This is a genomic window from Catenulispora sp. MAP12-49, assembly GCF_041262705.1.
Classification (GTDB): Bacteria; Actinomycetota; Actinomycetes; order Streptomycetales; family Catenulisporaceae; genus Catenulispora.
Genome location: NZ_JBGCCP010000038.1, coordinates 1 through 17560, shown reverse-complemented (window position 1 = coordinate 17560; position 17560 = coordinate 1). Strand labels below are relative to the sequence as shown.

The 17560-nt window shown below is 70.0% G+C and carries 17 protein-coding genes; 12 read left to right on the top strand and 5 right to left on the bottom strand.

Annotated elements, in window-relative coordinates; genetic code table 11:
- The first annotated feature begins 5 nt into the window (after positions 1 to 5).
- The 11 genes from ABIA35_RS40910 to ABIA35_RS40860 all read left to right on the top strand — a co-directional run bounded on the left by ABIA35_RS40910 (position 6) and on the right by ABIA35_RS40860 (position 11552).
- Positions 6 to 1103: an NAD(P)/FAD-dependent oxidoreductase gene (locus tag ABIA35_RS40910; RefSeq protein WP_370361520.1), complete on the top strand. Its 1098-nt coding sequence runs from the start codon at positions 6 to 8 to the stop codon at positions 1101 to 1103.
- The gene (locus ABIA35_RS40905) at positions 1100 to 3085 is read left to right on the top strand and encodes a class I tRNA ligase family protein (protein WP_370361519.1); all 1986 of its coding nucleotides are present in this window, start codon (positions 1100 to 1102) and stop codon (positions 3083 to 3085) included. Before ABIA35_RS40910 ends, ABIA35_RS40905 begins: the two co-directional genes overlap by 4 nt.
- Positions 3082 to 4605 (top strand): AMP-binding protein, encoded by a 1524-nt coding sequence (locus ABIA35_RS40900; RefSeq protein WP_370361518.1) that lies wholly within the window; start codon positions 3082 to 3084, stop codon positions 4603 to 4605. Before ABIA35_RS40905 ends, ABIA35_RS40900 begins: the two co-directional genes overlap by 4 nt.
- A 100-nt stretch (positions 4606 to 4705) precedes the next feature.
- Complete coding sequence (locus ABIA35_RS40895) at positions 4706 to 4948, top strand: acyl carrier protein (protein WP_370361550.1); 243 nt, start codon at positions 4706 to 4708, stop codon at positions 4946 to 4948.
- A gap of 14 nt (positions 4949 to 4962) precedes the next feature.
- The gene (locus ABIA35_RS40890) at positions 4963 to 5571 is read left to right on the top strand and encodes a GNAT family N-acetyltransferase (RefSeq protein WP_370361549.1); all 609 of its coding nucleotides are present in this window, start codon (positions 4963 to 4965) and stop codon (positions 5569 to 5571) included.
- Positions 5562 to 6647: a C45 family autoproteolytic acyltransferase/hydolase gene (locus tag ABIA35_RS40885; protein ID WP_370361516.1), complete on the top strand. Its 1086-nt coding sequence runs from the start codon at positions 5562 to 5564 to the stop codon at positions 6645 to 6647. Before ABIA35_RS40890 ends, ABIA35_RS40885 begins: the two co-directional genes overlap by 10 nt.
- A gap of 47 nt (positions 6648 to 6694) precedes the next feature.
- The gene (locus ABIA35_RS40880) at positions 6695 to 8005 is read left to right on the top strand and encodes an acetyl-CoA carboxylase biotin carboxylase subunit family protein (protein WP_370361515.1); all 1311 of its coding nucleotides are present in this window, start codon (positions 6695 to 6697) and stop codon (positions 8003 to 8005) included.
- 79 nt (positions 8006 to 8084) lie between these two features.
- Positions 8085 to 9020 (top strand): alpha/beta hydrolase, encoded by a 936-nt coding sequence (locus tag ABIA35_RS40875; RefSeq protein WP_370361514.1) that lies wholly within the window; start codon positions 8085 to 8087, stop codon positions 9018 to 9020.
- A gap of 67 nt (positions 9021 to 9087) precedes the next feature.
- Positions 9088 to 9975, top strand: coding sequence for a 3-oxoacyl-ACP synthase (locus ABIA35_RS40870; protein ID WP_370361513.1), 888 nt, complete (start codon positions 9088 to 9090; stop codon positions 9973 to 9975).
- Positions 9976 to 9987: 12 nt separating this feature from the next.
- Positions 9988 to 10251: an acyl carrier protein gene (locus ABIA35_RS40865; RefSeq protein ID WP_370361512.1), complete on the top strand. Its 264-nt coding sequence runs from the start codon at positions 9988 to 9990 to the stop codon at positions 10249 to 10251.
- Between the two features lie 95 nt (positions 10252 to 10346).
- Entirely contained in the window at positions 10347 to 11552 is a 1206-nt protein-coding gene (locus ABIA35_RS40860; protein ID WP_370345463.1) for an MFS transporter, read from the top strand.
- 146 nt (positions 11553 to 11698) lie between these two features.
- On the opposite strand, the gene ABIA35_RS40855 is transcribed toward ABIA35_RS40860, so the two are convergent.
- Genes ABIA35_RS40855 through argC form a run of 5 tightly spaced genes read right to left on the bottom strand, consistent with a single transcriptional unit; the run spans position 11699 to position 16542 of the window.
- Positions 11699 to 12997, bottom strand: coding sequence for a sulfate adenylyltransferase subunit 1 (locus ABIA35_RS40855; protein WP_370345613.1), 1299 nt, complete (start codon positions 12995 to 12997; stop codon positions 11699 to 11701).
- A gap of 45 nt (positions 12998 to 13042) precedes the next feature.
- Positions 13043 to 14044, bottom strand: a complete 1002-nt coding sequence (cysD, locus tag ABIA35_RS40850) for a sulfate adenylyltransferase subunit CysD (protein WP_370361511.1) — start codon at positions 14042 to 14044, stop codon at positions 13043 to 13045.
- Positions 14041 to 14604: an adenylyl-sulfate kinase gene (cysC, locus tag ABIA35_RS40845; protein WP_370345459.1), complete on the bottom strand. Its 564-nt coding sequence runs from the start codon at positions 14602 to 14604 to the stop codon at positions 14041 to 14043. The genes cysD and cysC overlap by 4 nt, the downstream gene beginning before the upstream one ends.
- A complete protein-coding gene (locus tag ABIA35_RS40840; protein WP_370345457.1) occupies positions 14601 to 15473 on the bottom strand; it encodes a [LysW]-aminoadipate kinase in 873 nt (290 codons plus the stop codon). Before ABIA35_RS40840 ends, cysC begins: the two co-directional genes overlap by 4 nt.
- A gap of 37 nt (positions 15474 to 15510) precedes the next feature.
- On the bottom strand, positions 15511 to 16542 hold the full coding sequence (argC, locus tag ABIA35_RS40835) for an N-acetyl-gamma-glutamyl-phosphate reductase (protein ID WP_370361510.1): 1032 nt from the start codon (positions 16540 to 16542) through the stop codon (positions 15511 to 15513).
- 220 nt (positions 16543 to 16762) lie between these two features.
- Here argC and ABIA35_RS40830 point away from each other — a divergent pair, with 220 nt between their 5' ends.
- Positions 16763 to 17305: a DUF1062 domain-containing protein gene (locus ABIA35_RS40830; RefSeq protein WP_370361509.1), complete on the top strand. Its 543-nt coding sequence runs from the start codon at positions 16763 to 16765 to the stop codon at positions 17303 to 17305.
- Positions 17306 to 17560: the final 255 nt, after the last annotated feature.

The window sequence follows — 17560 nt, the reverse complement described above, 5'->3', positions numbered from 1 at the left end:
ACGCGGTGGACGCGGTGGACCTGGCCGACACGGTGGACCTGGCCGACACGGTGGATCTCGCGATCGTCGGCGGCGGAGTCATCGGGGCGCTCGTCGCGCACTCGGCGCTCGCCGCCGACCCCGGCCTGAGCGTCGCCGTCCTGGAACGCGGCATGATCGGCCAGGGCGCCTCGGCGCGCTCGGCCGGCGTCCACTTCCCGCGCGGGGCGACCGCGCGGGTCAGGGCCCTGACCGAGTACTCGCACGACGCCTGGCAGCGCCTGGCCGGCGAGCTGGACCTGCCGATCCGGGCGGTGGACGCCACCGTGGCCTCCGCCAACCCCGCCGCGGTCGCCACCGCCTACCTGAGGCTGGGCACCCCCACCGGTTCGGCCGGCCTGCCCGCCGGCTGGTCGCTGCCGGAGGGCACCGACACCTGGCCGGTGTACGGATGCCAGTACGCCGACGTGCAGGGAGTCGCCGGCCGCGTCCTGGCCGGGCTGCGCGATCGCGTGCAGATCCTGGAAGGCACCGAGGTCGCCGAACTCTCCTCGGGCGACGGGCACCTGCTCACCCTGAGCCAGGGCCGCCAGGTGCTGGCCCGCCGGGTGGTCCTGGCCCCGGGGCCGTGGATCGGCCACCGCGCGTGGGCCGGCCTTCTCGCCCCGCTCGGCATGCGGGTCAAGAAGATCGTCGCGGCGCACATCGCGGCCCAGCCCGGGCCGCAGGACCCGATGACGATCCTGCACGACGAGGACGCCTTCCTCCTGCCGCTCCCGGAGCGCGGCCACTTCCTGTTCAGCTACACCTGCGACCGCTGGGACGTCAGCCCCGACGACGCGGGCCTGGTCCTGGAGCCCTCCGACCTCGGCCAGGCCCGCGCGGTCCTGAGCCGGTACGCCCCGGACCTGGCGGCCCGGTGCACCTCGGGCCGGGTCTTCTGCGACGCCTACGGCCCCCGGCGCGAGCCGGTCGTCGCCGAGCTGCGGCCCGGCCTGGTCTTCGCCGGCGCCGCCGGCGGCTCCGGCTACCGGCTGGCCCCGGCGATCGCGGCCGAGACCGTCGCCGCCCTGGACCTCACCCCGACCCGAGTTCTCTCCCGGCCACTACAGAGGCAGTCATGATCCTGAACACCTATAACGAATCCGAGCTGTACGCAGCCTTCGGCATCGAGATGTCCACGGTCGAGGGCATCGGTGTCGGCGCCGGCTGGGGACGGGTCGCGCCCGGCACCGCCACGGTCAGCCACGGGCACGACGAGACCGAGTTCTTCGTCATCGTCGCCGGCGTCGGCGAGCTGACCCTGGACGGCCGGACCCACCTGGTCCAGCCCGGCACCGTGGTGCTGTGCGAGCCGTTCGAGGGGCACACCATCCTCAACACCGGCGACGTGGACCTGATCTTCTTCACGCAGTACTGGCGCGACTCGGCGCGGGCCCGGGCCTCGGCGCAGTCGCGCATCCGCCCGAACCACACCGACCGTCCGCAGTTCGTGTTCTCCACGCCCCCGACGCCCAACGGGGACCTGCACCTCGGCCACCTCTCAGGGCCCTACCTCGGTGCCGACGTCTACGTGCGCTACCAGCGCCTGCTCGGCAACCGGGCCTGGCACCTGACCGGCAGCGACGACTTCCAGAGCTACGTCACGGCCGTCGCGGCCAAGGACGGCACCACTCCGGCCGAGGCCGCGGCCCACTACTCCGCCGAGATCGCCGCGACGCTGAAGGCGATGGACATCGGGGTCGACGAGTACTACGTCACCAGCGTCGAGCAGGGCTATTCCGAGGGCCTCCAGGACTACTTCACGCGTCTGGTCGGCTCCGGGCACGTCAGCCCCAAGGCGACGCCCGCCCTGTTCGACGGCGAGACGGACGAGTACCTCTACGAGGTCAACGTCGGCGGCACCTGCCCCGCGTGCTTCAGCCACGCCGGCGGCAACATCTGCGAGGAGTGCGGCGAGCCCAACCTGGTCGCGGACCTCGTCGACCCGGCCTCCGGCATCAGCGGCAAGGCGCCCAAGCAGGGCGAGGCCGAGCGCTACACGCTGCCGCTGCACGAGTTCGCCGAAGCGGTCGCCGCCCACCACCGGCTCGGCCGGGTCCCGGTCCGGCTGCGCGAGCTGGCCCAGCGGGTCTTCGCCCACGAGCGGCTGGACCTGCCGGTCTCGCATCCCTCCGACTGGGGGGTGCGGCCCGCCGAGACCGGCCTGGACGGCCAGGTGATCTGGGTCTGGCCGGAGATGAGCTACGGCTTCCTGCACGGCATCGAACGCCTCGGCGCCGAGCTGGGGGAGCGCTGGTCCCGTGAGGAGCCCTCGCGCGACTGGAAGATCGTGCACTTCTTCGGGTACGACAACAGCTTCTACCACTCGATCCTCTACCCGGTCCTGTACCAGCTGGCGTACCCGGAGTGGGACCCGGACATCGACTACCACGTCAACGAGTTCTACCTCCTGGAGGGCCAGAAGTTCTCCACCAGCCGGCGGCACGCCATCTGGGGCAAGGAGATCCTGACCCCTGACACGGTCGACGCCGTCCGCTTCTACCTGTCCCGCACCCGCCCCGAAGGCGAGCGCACCGACTTCCGCCGCGCCGACTTCGCCCGCGAGTGCGCCGACACCCTCGTCGGCCGGTGGCAGGACTGGCTGCACGATCTGGGCCGGCGCCTCGACTCCCGCTACGACGGCGTGGCCCCCGACGCGGGCACCTGGACCGGCGAGCACACCGCGTTCCTGGCCCAACTGTCACTGCGGCTCGACGAGGCCACCGCCGCGCTCAACCCCGAGGGCTTCTCGCTGCGGTCCGCCGCGGCCGTGCTCGACCAGATCGTCGACGACGTGCGGGCCTTCTCCCGCCAGCAGGCCGCTTTGGCCGGGCTGGACCGCTGGAGCTCCGAGGCCCGCACCGCCATCGCCCTGGAGCTGGCCGCGGCCCGGCTGCTGGCCACCGTCTCGGCCCCGGTGCTGCCGCGCTTCTCGGCCAAGCTGGCCGCCGCGCTCGGCATCCCGGCGATCGACAGCTGGCCGGACACCGCCGACCTGGTCGAGCCGGGCAGTCGCAGCACCCTGACGGGCACCGCGTTCTTCGCCGCGGACGTCCGGCGATGACTGAATCGATCATCAACCGCATCGTCGCGGCCCGGCCCGCGCACGAGGGCACCATCACCGTCACGGGCCTGGGCCACCGCATCACCTGGCCGCTCGCCGAGTTCCACGACCGGGCGCGCGCCGTCGCGGCCGCGCTGCGCCGCCGGGGCATCGGTGCCGGCGACCGCGTCGGCATCCTGTCGGCGAACCGCATGGAGTGGGCCCTGCTCGATGTCGCCTGCCTCATGGTCAAGGCGCAGACCGCGGGGTTCGAACCCGGCAAGTTCAGTCCCGACGCCGACCTGATCCAGGGCTACGACCTGGACCTGCTCTACACGGATGTGCAGCTGCCGGACGACGCCCCGCCCCAGGCGGTGCCGATCGCGACGGTCACCGGCGATTCGCAGGAAGCTGACAACAGTGGCGAGTTCGAGCCGGCGGTGTGGGGCGCCACGGACTGCACCACCGTCAAGTTCACCTCCGGCTCCACCGGGGTCCCCAAGGGACTGGAAGCCACAGCCGGCAGCATCGACTCCTCCCTGCACGCGGTGCAGAGTCTGTTCGACCACCAGCCCGGCGACAACATCCTGACTTTCCTTCCGTTGTCCCTTCTCCAACAGCGCTACTGGCTCTACTCCGCGCTGTACTGGGGACACGACATCACCATCACGACGTACCAGTCGGTGTTCGCGGTGATGTCGGCGATCCGGCCCACCGTCGTCATGGGCGTTCCGGCCTTCTTCGACACCGCCAAGCGGCACATCGAAGACCTGATCGCCGACGGCGTCGAGACCGGGAAAGCCGCTCAGGAGCTGTTCGGCGACCGCGTCCGCTACCTGTGGACGGGTTCGGCGCCCGCCGACCAGGCGACGCTCAGGTTCTACACCGAGGCGGGCCTTCCCCTCTACGAGGGCTACGGCCTCAACGAAACCTGCATCACCACCAAGAACCACCCCGGTGCGCACCGCGAGGGCAGCGTCGGCCGGCCGCTGCCCGGCAAGCAGATCGTCATCGACGACGAGGGCGTGGTCTGCGTCCGCAGCGACCACCCGGTCAACACCGCCTACACCTACGCCGCGCCCGGCGACAGCGAGCGGATGTTCACCCCCGGCGGCGTCGTCCGCACCGGCGACCTCGGCCGCCTGGACGAGGACGGGTTCCTCTACATCCTCGGGCGCGCCGACGACGTCATCGTCCTGGACAACGCCAAGAAGATCATCGTCAGGCCCATCGAGACCCGGTTCCGCGACACCGGCGCGGTGGCCGAGTGCGTCCTGTACCACCCGAGCCCGGCCGGTTTGGTCGCCGTCGTCTCGCCGCATCCCGGCGGGAGCGACACCGCCGCGATCGCCGAGGCGCTCCACGCCGTCAACGCCGCCGGCGAGGCCGACGAGCGCATCTGCCGCGTCGTGGTCGCCGCCGAGCCGTTCACCATCGACAACGGGCTCCTGACATCCCAGTTCAAGCCGATCCGGATCCGCATCGCGGAGCGCCACCGCGACCTCATCGACGACCCGAAGGTAGGCATCCATGCCCGCTGACCTCGCAACCGCTGCCCTCGAAACCGCTGCCCTCGAAACCGCTGCCCTCGAAACCGCTGCCCTCGAAACCGCTGCCCTCGACACCGCTGACCTCGAAACCCTGGCCCGCGAACGGCTCTCCCGGGTGCTGCGCGACCATCCCGACCCCGCGGCCCTGGACCTGGAGGAGGACCTGGTGAACACCTACGGGATCACCTCGCTCAACAAGGTCCTGTTCCTGACCTCGCTGTGCAAGGCGGCCGACGTCGGCCTGGACAACTTCACCGAGGACGACCTGGCCGGCATGCGCACGCTCGGCAGCGTCGTGGGCGCCCTGCGGCCGCACGCCGGGCAGAAGGGGTGAGCCCCTTGAGCCACCTGCCGTGGAACCAGAATGCCTCCGCGCTCCTGGAGAACGAGCACGTCGAGCTCCATCCGGTCACCGAGGACGACCGCGCGGCGCTGCGGAAGATCGCCTTCGACGACCGGATCTGGAGGTACTTCGTCTCCCGGGTCCAGACCGACGCGGACTTCGAGAAGTTCTTCGACGCCATGCTCGCCGACCAGAGCAGCGGCAAGCGCGCGTGCTACGTCGTCGTCGACAAGGGCACCGGGCTGGTCGCCGGCAGCTCCAGCTACGGCAACCTCTCCGAGCCCGATCTGCGGCTGGAGATCGGCTGGTCCTGGCTCGGCACCGACTTCCAGGGCAAGGGCGTCAACCGGTGGGTCAAGTACCTGCTGATGCGGCACGCCTTCGACGTCCTGGGCGCCGAGCGCGTCGAGTTCAAGACCGATGTGCTGAACCTCCAGGCCCGCGCCGGACTGCGCAACATCGGCGCCTTCGAGGAAGGCGTGCTGCGCGGCTTCAACCCGATGCCCGAGGGGCGGCGGCGCGACGCGATCTACTATTCGGTGCTCCGCGCCGAATGGCCCTCGATCCAGGACCAGCTCAGCCGAACCGGCAAGGCTGGCAATCCATGCGCGTGACCAGCGCGCAGTTCCTGGAGCTCTCCGGATCGCCGTACGCCCGCGGGTACACCCACGGGCGTGCGGCGGGCGGACGGCTGCGCGCCTTCCTGGACGACTCGCTCGCGCGCCTCGGGCATCTCACCGATGCGTATACGGATGCAGACACAGTCTCGGGTACGGGTACAGATACGGACACGGGTACAGCTCGTCCCCTGGACCTGGACTCGTTGCGTCCGGCCATCGAAGCCCACCGCGCCGTCGTCGGCGAAGTCCTGCCGGAGCTCGCCGAGGAGATCGACGGCCTGGCTGCCGGGGCGGACATCGACCGGGACGCGGCCTGGTTGCTGCAACTGCGCCGGGAAGTGCTCGGATACAGCCGGGTCACCGGCGGGGACTGCACGACCTACGCCTCGGTGCTGGGCCGGCCGGTGCTGGCGCAGACCGTCGATCTGAACGGGAACCTCGACGACCAGATCGCCGTCCTGGCGGTCTCCGGGCCGCGGCACCGCTCCCTGGTGCTCAGCTTCGCGGGGCTCCTGGGCTACCTCGGGGTCAACGACGCCGGCGTCGCCGTGGGCCTGAACCTTGTGCTCGGCGGCGACTGGGAGCCGGGGGTCCCGCCGTACCTGGCGATCCGGCACGTGCTGGACACCGCCGACACCGTCGATCAGGCTGTCGAGATCCTGCGCGGCCTGCCGTTGGCCAGCTCGCGGTCCTTCATGATCTGCGGCGCGTACCGGACTGTCTGCGTCGAGGCGCTCGGCTCCGAACGCCGGGTCCTCGAAGGCGGCGAACTGGTGCACACCAACCACTTCCTGGATCCGGACTTCGCGGCGCGGGACGAGATCAACGTCTTCGCCAAGAACTCCTCGAAGCGGCGTCTGGAGACGGTGCTCAAGGCCGGCATCCCGGAGGCGGGTGACGTCGCGGGCCATCACCGGCTCCTGGCGGCGCGGCCGATCTTCGTGCCGGACAACGGGGACATCCGGCGCGAGCGGACCGTCGCGGCGGTGGTGATGCGTCCGGACCTGGGGGAACTCCGGCTGTGGCCGGGAGACCCGTCGGCGAACGCGGGGGAAGTCCACTCCTTGTAGCTCGACCTGTAGCTCGACCTGTAGCTCGACCTCGTGAAGGTGACGACGTGAAATCCGTGCTCATCCTCTCCAAGTGGATCAACGCCAGCAGCGTGGCCCTGGCGGTCGAACAGGTGAAGGCCCGCGGCCTGCGGACCGTTCTGGTCTCGGCCTCCTCCGAGGACCGCATCCGCGACGAATGCGACGACCATGTCCTGGTGGACTGGGACCGCGAGGACCCGGCCGCCCTCATCGCCCGGCTCGACGAACGCGGCATCGTCCCGATCGCCGTCGTCAACCAGGTCGAGCCGTTGATGCCCTGGCAGGGCGTCCTCGCCGCGCACTACGGCCTGCCGGGCGTCAGCGCCGGCCACGACGTCCTGGCCAGCAAGACCCTGGTTCGCGAGCGTATGCGAGCCCTGAATCTGTCCGCCATGCGCTTCACCGACGATCCGGCGGAGGCGGACTTCTTCCCGGCCATCGTCAAACCCTCCCGCGAAAGCGCGGCCTCGTGGCTGGTCGAGCGGGTGGACAGCCGGGCCGAACTCCTGGCCTACCAGAGGCACCTGGCCGACCTGGGCCTGGCCGGCACCGAGCTGATCATCGAGGCGTTCCTGCCGGGGACGGAGTTCTCGGTGGACGGCCCCGTCCTGGCCGGCCGCTTCCATCCGCTCATGGCGGTCGAGCGGCCCGAGCACGATGACCGGCGGCATCACAATGCGGGGCTCCAGATCCAGCCGCCGCAACAGGAGCATGTGCGGGCCGGCGTGGAAGCCCTGACGGAGATGATCGGCACGCTCGCCGCGGACCTGGGCCTGGACCAGGTCTGGATGCACATCGAGGCTCGGGTCGACCTGGACGGTCGGCCGGAGCTGGTGGAGATCAACCCGCGGCCGGCCGGCGGCATGTACTCCGCGGTGATCCGCGAGCTCAGCGGGATCGACCCGATGGAGGCGTTCGTCTCCATGGCGCTGGGCGAATTCGCCCTCCCGGCCCAAGGCGTGGCCCCGCTGCGCGACCATCCGGTCATCGGCCTGTTCGACGTGGAGGCGGACCGGCTCGGCGTCGTCGAGATCAGGACCACCGCCGAGGACCTGCGTGCGCTGCCCGGCGTCATCGACGCGGAGGCCGCCGACGGGTTCCGGATCACCAGCCTGGACAAGGAGAACTTCTTCATCCGGTTCGCGCTCGGCGGTGATTCCGTGAGTCATCTGCGGGATCGTGTCGCGTCCGTGTTGGACACGCTTGACTACCGCATCACGGCACATCCTGAGCCGGCGCGCGTCAGCGAGCTGATTACCCGGCTGGAGGAGATCCCCACGGGATACGCCCTGGCGGGCGAACGTGGTGCGGATACGCGTGCTCCGGTGGCTCCGTAGCATTTTTTCACAATGGACCGATTCGCCGTCCGGCCCACCGGTGCGCATCGGCGATGCCTCAGGATGGGGGAAACCTTCAATGCCGCTTGACCCGATTATCAAGCGTGTCAGGGAGTTTCGTGTCGAGACCGGATTCACGCCGCTCTACACGATGAGCATAGACGCGGCCCGGAAGGCGGATGCGGAGACCGAGGCCACTGCCTGGACCTGGCACGACCACCCCGAAGAGATCTTCGAGCTGAGCGTTCCGGGCCCGGCTGGCGAGCAGCCGATCCGGGTCTACCGCCCGCAGAGCGAGACTCCGCTTCCGGTGCTGATGTACTTCTTCGGCGGCGGCTGGGTTGTCGGTTCGCTGGAGACGTCGGACGCGATCTGTCGTGCGTTGGCCAAGATGGTGCCGTGCACGGTGGTGTCCGCGGGCTATCGCCTGGCGCCCGAGCACACGTTCCCGGCAGCGGTCGAGGACTGCTATGCCGCCGTGAAGTGGGTCGCGGAGCATGCCGGCGAGCTTGGTGCCGACGGCTCGCGATTGGCCGTCGGCGGAGACAGCTCCGGCGGCAATCTGGCCGCGGCGATGACGTTGCTGGCCAAGGACGATGAGGACGGGCCGGAGATCGCCGCGCAGGCGCTGGTCTATCCGCCTTTTCGTGCGTACGCGGACACGAAGTCCATGCGGGAGAACAAAGACCCGATGTTCTTCAACGCGTATTCGTCGGAATGGTTCTGGGACGTGTATCTCGCCGAACGCGCCGACGGTGAATCGCCTTTGGCCTCGCCGCTGGACGCGGCCGATCACAGCGGGCTTCCGGCTGCGCTGGTGATGACCGCCGAGTATTGTCCGCTTGCCGACGAGGGCAAGGACTATGTCGATGTGCTCACCGGGGCTGGTGTGCCGGTGGAGTTTCACCACTACGAGGATCTGACGCACGGGTTCCTTGCCCTGTCGTCGATCCTTCCCGTTGCGCGGGACGCCATGGGCTTGATCGCTGACTTCCTGCGTCGGAAGTTGGCGTGAGATGGCGGTGAATCAGAGTATTGCGGTATGCCTTCGCGCGCCCCGGTACGTGCTCGGCGAGATCACGATGAAGCACGACGAGATCGAGGGGTTCGCCGATTTCGTCGACCGGGCTTTGATGGTGCCTGATCCCGAGTTGTGGGGTTGGGGCCAGGTGCACCGTACGGCGCTGTCCATTGCCGAACTCGCTGTGGAAGCCGGCCGCCGGACCCTGGACGCGGCTGGCGTCGAGCCCTCCGAGGTCGACGCGCTGGTGCTGTGCTCCACTCGGTTCCCCGCCGAGATCGCCGCGCACGGCACGCTGATCGCGTCGGTCTTGCAGGGACTGGGCCTCGGGCCCGTGCCGGTCACCGGGGTCACGCTGAACCGGTGCGCGAACCTGCTTGTCGGGCTCCAGACCGCTGCCGCGCTGGTCGCCGGGGGACGGCAGCGGACCGTGCTGGTGATCACCGCGGACCGGGTCGCCGCCGAATCCGAGCGGCTCACCGAGTTCGCGTTGTTCAGTGATGGCGCGGCCGCTTGTCTGGTGACCGAGCCGGTCGCCGGCGCTCCAGAATCCTACGAGTGGGTCGCCGACGCCAGCGCGCTGGATCCGGCCACGCTCGGCACTGTCACCGAGATCAGCGCTGATCTGGCGCGCGTGGCCAATGAGCGGTTGTTCGCCGAGGCCGGCCTGGGCGTGGACGTGATCGACGGCTTGTTGCACAACAACATCTATCTCCCCGTGGTGACGATCAAGGAAGTACAGGCCGGCTTCCGGCTCTCGCAGTTGGAGACCTCGAACATCGCCAGGGTCGGGCATTGCTTCGCCGCGGATCCGCTGATCAACCTCGCCGACCGCCGGTCCGCCGGCGGTGTGCGGGAGGGCGGGCTCTACCTGCTGGCCTCGAGCGTGTCCGGGTTCCGGGTGTGCGTTCTGCTCCGGGCCGGATCCGCGGCACCGTCCATCTCATAAGGAGTCATCGAAGTGCAGAAGACCCTCGACAACCGCCTGACCACGCTGCCGCGTCTGCGGGTCATGATCCGGGACGTCCTGCGAGTGCCCGAGTCCGAAGAGATCGACACACGGACGCTGCGCGCGCTCGGCGCCGTGTCGGTGCAGGTGATCGCGCTGCAGTTCAGCATCCTCAAGGCGACCTCGGTCGAGCTGACGGTGGCCGAGCTGGTCGGCGAGTCGACCGTGGTGGAGATCGCCGACCTGATCGACGCGCGACGAACGGCTGAGGGGTGAGCCGGGTGTCGTCCACGACGTCTGTGGAAGTGCCGATTGCTGGTGCGGCTGAGGAATCGGTTCCCCCGGAACCCGCGGCCACGCGGAACCCGCTCATGGCCGTGGTGCGCGACAAGGTCATGCGTACCCCGGTGTTCTGGAGCATGGTCGGCCGGTTCCCGCTCTACCTGGTCAGCGTCGCCATGGTGGTCGTCACCGCCTCGCGCGGGCTGAGCTACCTGGCGGCCGGTCTGCTGTTGGCCGGATACAGCGTGGGCACCGCGGCCCTGGCGCCGTTCGTCGCGCGCTACGTGGACCGCTATGGGCAGCCGCCGGTGCTGCTCATCACCGGCGTCATCTATCCGCTGGCCCTGATCGGCTTTGTGGCCGCTCCCGCGAAGGCCGTTGCCGTGCAGCTGGTGTGCACCGTCGTCGCCGGCGCCGCGATCCCGCCGATCAGCGGCTGTATCCGTTCCCTGTGGCGCAGCGCGTCGGGGGACCGTGAGCGCGCCGGGCTGGCGATCGAGGCGGTGCTCGGCGAGATCAACATCATCGGCGGGCCGCTGCTGTTCAGCCTGGTGCTGTTCTTCGGCAGCGCCGGCCTGGCGCTGATCATCGGCGGCGTGATGACCGGTGCCGGCGCGATCGGCTTCGCGACCAGCCAGGCCGCGCGCGAGCACGGGGTCACCACCGGCAAGCGCGACCCGCTCGGCGCCCTGCGGTCCGGCGGTCTGGTCCGGCTGCTGGTCGTGTTGTTGGTCGCGGGTATCGCCACCGGTGCCTACAACGTCGAGGTGCCCGCGTTCGTCGATCAGCACGGGGCGGCCCACGATCTCGGGCTGGTCTACGCCTTGTGGGGCGTCGGGGGGATCATCGGCGGCTTGTGGTACGGGAGCCGCACGCTGCGGCGGCCCACTGAGCTTGTCTTTGCGGGCAGCCTGCTGGCCATCAGCGCGGCCTCCGCACTGGTGCTCTTCGCCTGGGACAACTGGTCCCTGGCGGCGGCCCTGGTCGTCCTCGGCATGATCGAGGCGCCGGCCACCGCGATCTCGTACGTCCTGGTGTCCCGCACAGCCCGCGCGGACTACGTCACCGAGGCCTTCACCTGGGCCATCACCGTGACCATCGGCGGCGCCGCGCTCGGGGCGCAGCTCGGCGGACTGGTGCTGAACCTCTCCGGCACCCGCGCGGCCTTCCTCGGCGTGGTGGTCGTCATGCTCGTGGTGTCGGCCATCGCGTTCGCGGTGCGGGGCTCGTTTGTGGAGCCGGTTGAGCAGGGAGCTGAGGAGGGAGCCCAGGAGGCTGCCGCCGCGGCAGTGTGAGGCGGCGACTGTTCGAACGCCCCCGGCTTCGCGCCGGGGGCTTTGGCTTGCCTGCGGTGAGCATATGGCTTGCCTGCGGTGAGCAGCGCCCATGCGAACACCCGCCCAGCCGATCGGCTGAGCGGGTGTCCCGGTGGAGGGGAGTCTCAGAGCTTTGTCACGGTGTCGCCTCCCAACGGTTCGCCCACCATCCCCGCCGTCAGCGTCGTTCCGTCGGCCTCGTCGACCAGGAGGAACGAGCCGGTCCGTCGGTGTTCGGCGTAGTCGTCGAGGGGCAGGGGCGAGGCGGTGCGCAGGTGTACGCGGCCGATGTCGTTGGCTCGCAGGGCTTCCGGCCCTGGCTCACGGCGCAGTGTTCGCAGGTCCAGTACCGAGTCGAGCGAGGCGACCAGGGCCTTGACCGTCGCTGTGCCGTGGCGGAGCAGGACTCGGTCCCCGGCGTGGAGCGGGCGGTCGGCGAGGTGGCAGACGGTCGCCGACAGCTCGCGCGTTACGCGCGGGGGCTGGTCGGCCGCGGCGATGATGTCGCCGCGTGCGACGTCCACGTCGTCGGTCAGGCGCAGGGTTACCGACTGGCCCGCGTGGGCCAGGCTGACGTCCCGGGTGCCGAGGCGGTCGATGCCGGCGACCGATGTGCGGCGGCCTGACGGGAGTACCAGTACCTCGTCGCCCGGGGCGAACGTGCCTGCCGTGACCTGGCCGGCGTAGCCGCGGTAGTCGCGGAAGTCAGGACTCTGCGGCCGTAGTACGTACTGCACCGGCATTCGTGCCGCTGAGCCCGGTTGGTCGGCGTCCACGTCGACGGTCTCCAGGTGCTCCAGCAGTGTCGGGCCCGAATACCAGTCGATGTGGCCGGAGGGCTCCACCACGTTGTCGCCGCGGAGTGCGCTGATGGGGATCGCCGTGACCTCGCGGATGCCCAGTGCGCGGCTGTAGTCGGCGAACTCGTCGGCGATCGGTGCGAAGACCTCCTCGGCGTAGTCGGCCAGGTCCATCTTGTTGACGGCCAGCACCACGTGCGGGACGCCGAGGAGTGCGGCGACCGCGGCGTGGCGGCGGGTTTGCTCGACCACGCCGTGGCGCGCGTCCACGAGCACCACGGCCAGCTGCGCTGTCGAGGCGCCGGTGACCATGTTGCGGGTGTACTGCACGTGTCCGGGGGTGTCGGCGAGGATGAAGCGGCGGCGGGGTGTGGCGAAGTAGCGGTAGGCGACATCGATGGTGATGCCCTGTTCGCGTTCGGCTCGCAGTCCGTCGGTCAGCAGTGCGAGGTCCGCGCCGTCCAGGCCGCGCTCGCGCGAGACGCGTTCGACGGCGTCGAGTTGGTCGGCGAAGACCTGCTTGGAGTCGTGCAGCAGGCGGCCCACGAGGGTGGACTTGCCGTCGTCGACCGAGCCGGCCGTGGCCAGGCGCAGGAGCGATCCCGGCTGTGTCGTGGGCTGCATGACGTCCGCGTTCTTGGACACCGGCTGCGCCGTAGGTGTGTGCATCTAGAAATACCCCTCGCGCTTGCGATCTTCCATGGCGGCTTCGGACAGCTTGTCGTCGGCCCGGGTGGCGCCGCGCTCGGTCAGCGTCGAGGCGGCGATCTCCGCGATGATCTCCGGCACCGTCTCGGCGTGCGAGTCCACGGCGCCGGTGCAGGACATGTCGCCGACCGTCCGGTATCGCACGCTGCGCGTCTGGACGGTCTCCAGCTCGTCCGGCTTCGGGCCGCCCCAGTCGCCGGCGGTGAGCCACATGCCCCCGCGCCGGAACACCTCGCGGCGGTGCGCGAAGTAGATCGAGGGCAGCTCGATCTGCTCGCGCTCGATGTACTGCCAGACGTCCAGCTCGGTGAAGTTGCTCAGGGGGAAGACCCGCACGTGCTCGCCCGGGCGGTGGCGGCCGTTGTACAGGGACCACAACTCAGGGCGCTGACGTCGCGGGTCCCACTGGCCGAACTCGTCGCGCAGTGAGAAGACCCGTTCCTTGGCCCGGGCCTTCTCCTCGTCGCGGCGGCCGCCGCCGAAGACGGCGTCGAAGCGGTGCGTGTTGATGGCGTCCAGCAGCGGCACGGTCTGGAGGGGATTGCGCGTACCGTCGGCGCGTTCGCGCAGCCGTCCGTCGTCGATGTAGTCCTGGACCCGGGCGACCTCCAGGCGTACCGCGGCCTCGGCGACGGCGTGGTCGCGGAACTTCAGGACCTCGGGGAAGTTGTGGCCGGTGTCCACATGCAGCAGCCCGAACGGTACCCGGGCCGGCCAGAAGGCCTTGGCGGCCAGGTGCAGCATCACGATCGAGTCCTTGCCGCCGGAGAACAGCAGCACCGGGCGCTCGAACTCGGCCGCGGCCTCCCGGAATACGTGTACCGCCTCGGACTCGAGTGCGTCGAGGTGGGTCAGCCGTGGCGGGCGGGCGGGGCGGCGGGAGCGGGCGGCGCTCGCGGCGCTCGCGGTGGTAGTCCGTGTGCCTTTTCTGCCGTTGGTCGTCGCCCACCTGAGGCCGGTCACGACAGGCCTCGCGCCGTGAGCAGCGCCCGCACCTTCCGGACCGACTCCTGGACTGTCTGGTGCTGCGTGTGGATCCGCAGGTCGGGGTCGACCGGGATCTCGTAGGGGTCGTCCGCGCCTGTCAGACCGCTGATCTGGCCGGCGGCCTGGCGGGCGTAGAGGCCCTTCACGTCCCGGTCGGCGCAGGTCTCCACCGGAGTCGCGATGTGCACCTCCAGGTAGGGCACGCCGCGCGCCGCGTGCCGGTCCCGTACTGCTTCGCGCGACATCGCGTACGGGGCGATGACCGGGACCAGCACGGTGACGCCGTGCTCGGCGAGCAGTTCGGCCACGTAGCCGATCCGGCGCACGCTGGTGTCCCGGTCCTCCTTCGAGAACCCCAGGTCGGGGGAGAGGGCGGCCCGTACCTCGTCCCCGTCGAGCACCTGGACCCGGTGTCCGGCGCTGCGCAGGGACTCGGCCAGACCGACCGCTATGGTGCTCTTGCCGGCGCTGGGCAGCCCGGTCAGCCAGACCGTGCCTCCTCGCCATGGGGCCGGCGTGCCATTCGTCGCGGTCATATGCGGATCTCCCTTTCGCGTGAGCTGTGAATCGGCGTTTCCGCGCGGGCCAGGTGCACCGTGGTGCCGGCTCCGGCGAGTGTTCGGCTGACGGGTTCGGGGACGCGGCCGTCGGCGATGCGGACGGTGCCGACTCCGCCGGCGAGCGCCTCGCGGGCGGCGATCAGCTTCAGCGCCATGCCGCCTCTGGCCGACGGGTCGGGTGCGCCGGTGGGGGAAATCAGGACGCTGCTCTGCACGCTGCCGGGGTCGTCGGGGTCGGCGAGAACGCCGGGTGCGCCGGTGAGCAGCAGCAGTTCCCGGGCGCCGAGGGCGGCGGCCAGCGCGGCCGCGGCCCGGTCGGCGTCGACGTTGACCGCCTGGTCGTGCTCGTCGATGGCGGGCGGCGAGATCACCGGGACGTAGCCGGCGTGCAGGAGGGTCCGGGGCAGGCCGGTGTCCACCGTGGTGATCCGGCCGCTGTGGTTGTTCCGGACCAGCACGGTGCGGCCGTCGACGACGGAGCGGACGGCGGACTTGCGCCGGGCCCGGAGCATGCGGCAGTCCATGCCGGTCAGGCCGACCGCGGGCACCCGGTGCCGCGCCAGCTCGGCCACGAGCTTGGGCTTGACCGCGCCGGCCAGCGCGAGGACGACGACTTCGAGGGTGTCGGGGTCGGTGTACCGGGTGGACACGTTGTCCGGCGCGACGAGGGTGCGCTGCGGCACACCGAGCCGGCCGGCCAGCCGCCCGATCTCGCCGGAGCCGCCGTGCACCAGCACGACGGAGTGGTCTTCGTGGACGAGGCGGGCGATGTCGGCGCAGATACTCGCGGCGTCCACGGCGGGATTGCCGCCGCACTTGACGACGGTCAGCGGTTTGCGGGTCACGGTGTCTTGCCTCCCGTGTTCGGCTCGGTTCGCCGGTTTAGAGCGGATGCAGGCCCGGAAAGGTGAGGCCGAGGGTCTCGGGCAGGCCCAGGCGGATGTTGAGGCATTGCAGCGCGTTGCCGGCGCCGCCCTTGACGAGGTTGTCCAGGGCCGCGATGGTGGTCAGCCGGCCGGAGTCCTCGTCCACGGCGAAGCCGACGTCGCAGTAGTTGGATCCGAGCAGGATCTTCGGGTCCGGGTAGCGGTGGATGCCGCGCTGGTGCGCGACGATGCGGACGAAGGGCTCGTCGGCGTACTGCCGGCGGAAGGCCCGGCGTACTTCCTTGGTGTCCGCCCCGGCGCGCAGGGTGGCGTGGCAGATGGTCTGCGCCCCGCGGACCGCCTCGATGCCGGTGGCCGTCATGGCGGCGGACAGGCCCAGGTGGCGGGAGATCTCCGCCTCGTGCCGGTGGCGGGTGGGCGCGAACACGCGCATCGCCCCGCTGCGCTCGGCGTGCAGGTTGGCCGGACCGGCCGTCGCGCCCGAGCCGCTGGAGCCGGTGCGGGCGTCGAACTGCGCTCCCTGCTCCAGGTCGATCAGATCGTGCGCCACCAAGGCGTACAGCGCGAGCACGCCGGCGGTGGCCATGCAGCCGGGAACGCTGATCAGGTCCGCGGTGCGCAGCCGGTCGCGGTACAGCTCGGGCAGGCCGGGCGTGAACTCGTCCAGCAAATGCGGGGCCTGATGCTCCTCGCCGTAGTAGCGCTCGAAGACGTCGGTGTCGTCGAGCCGGAAGTCTCCCGTCATGTCGATGACGAGCTTGGACCGCTCCCGCCACCGGTCTATCTGCGTCATCGCCACCCGGTGCGGGAGCGCCAAGAAGACGGCATCGCTTTCCGGCACCTCCTCGGCCGCGCAGAACGACAGATCGGTGGCGGAACGCAGATTCGGGTGCACGCTGTCTATTCGTTTTCCCGGGAAACGGGAGGAGACTGCGCCCACCACTTCGATGTCGGGATGTCCCAGGAGCAGCCGCAGCAATTCGCCACCGATATAGCCGGCCGCACCGGCCACTGTCACTCGCACCATGCCAGCGAGATTACGGGCCGGTCCGCGTGGTCGGCGTCCGCGACAAACGGATATCGAAGGGCATGGGGGATTGACGGCGGTAAGCAGGACGCTTACCCGCTGACGGCGAACGTCAACGTGGTGCGTAGAAGCGGATCAACTTGACGCTGACGTGCCGGACGCGGGGTTCTTCGTAGCCTTCGAGGTAAACAAGTTGGTTACTGGAACAAGGTGTATTTCCGTGCCCGATAAATGGGTGATCGAACCGGTCGGCCTTCCGCTCATCCGCCGCACCTGTCACGTGTGCGGGTCCCAGACCTTCCGGACGAGCGGCAAGTTCCGCGTCAACGCCAACCACAAGCTCCTCGACGTCTGGCTCCTGGCGCTGTGCACCGGGTGCGGGGAGACCACGAAGCTGACGGTCATGGAACGGATCAACGTGCGCTCCATCCGCACCGAGGTGCTGGAGCGGATGCACGACAACGACGCCGGCCTGGCCGCCGAACTGCTGCAGGACCCCGGCGTCCGGCACCGCAACCGCGTCGCGCTGGACTGGGACTGGCGCCTGGACACCGGCGAGTCCGCTCAGGGCTGCCGCGAGGCCGTCGACGTCTCGGTCCGTTTCGCGGCGCAGATCCCGGTACGTCCGGTACGATTGATAGCAGAAGGCTGCGGTATGTCGCGCAGCGAGGTGGACCGGCTGATCGCGGACGGGAAGATCGTCTCGACGGCCAAGCTGAGCGGCAAGGTTTCCAGCGACTTCACTTTCACGCTCAAGCGGTAGTCCACCCACAAGCCCCGCGGCCCCACGACCCACCCCCCTCGGGTCGTGGGGCTGCGGTTTTTTGGGCGCCCGGCTTATGCGTGGGTCGGGGTGTTGGTGCGGTTGGGTGGTGGGTTTTAGGGGCTTTTTACGGCTTCGCGCATGGTTTGCGGGATCCGTTGATCCTGTTGCCCATTGTGTTGTTGGGGTGGTGTGGGTGTGAGGGTGCTGTCAGGCTTGATGGTGCGGCCGGTTTCTTCCCTGTCCCCGGTCGTG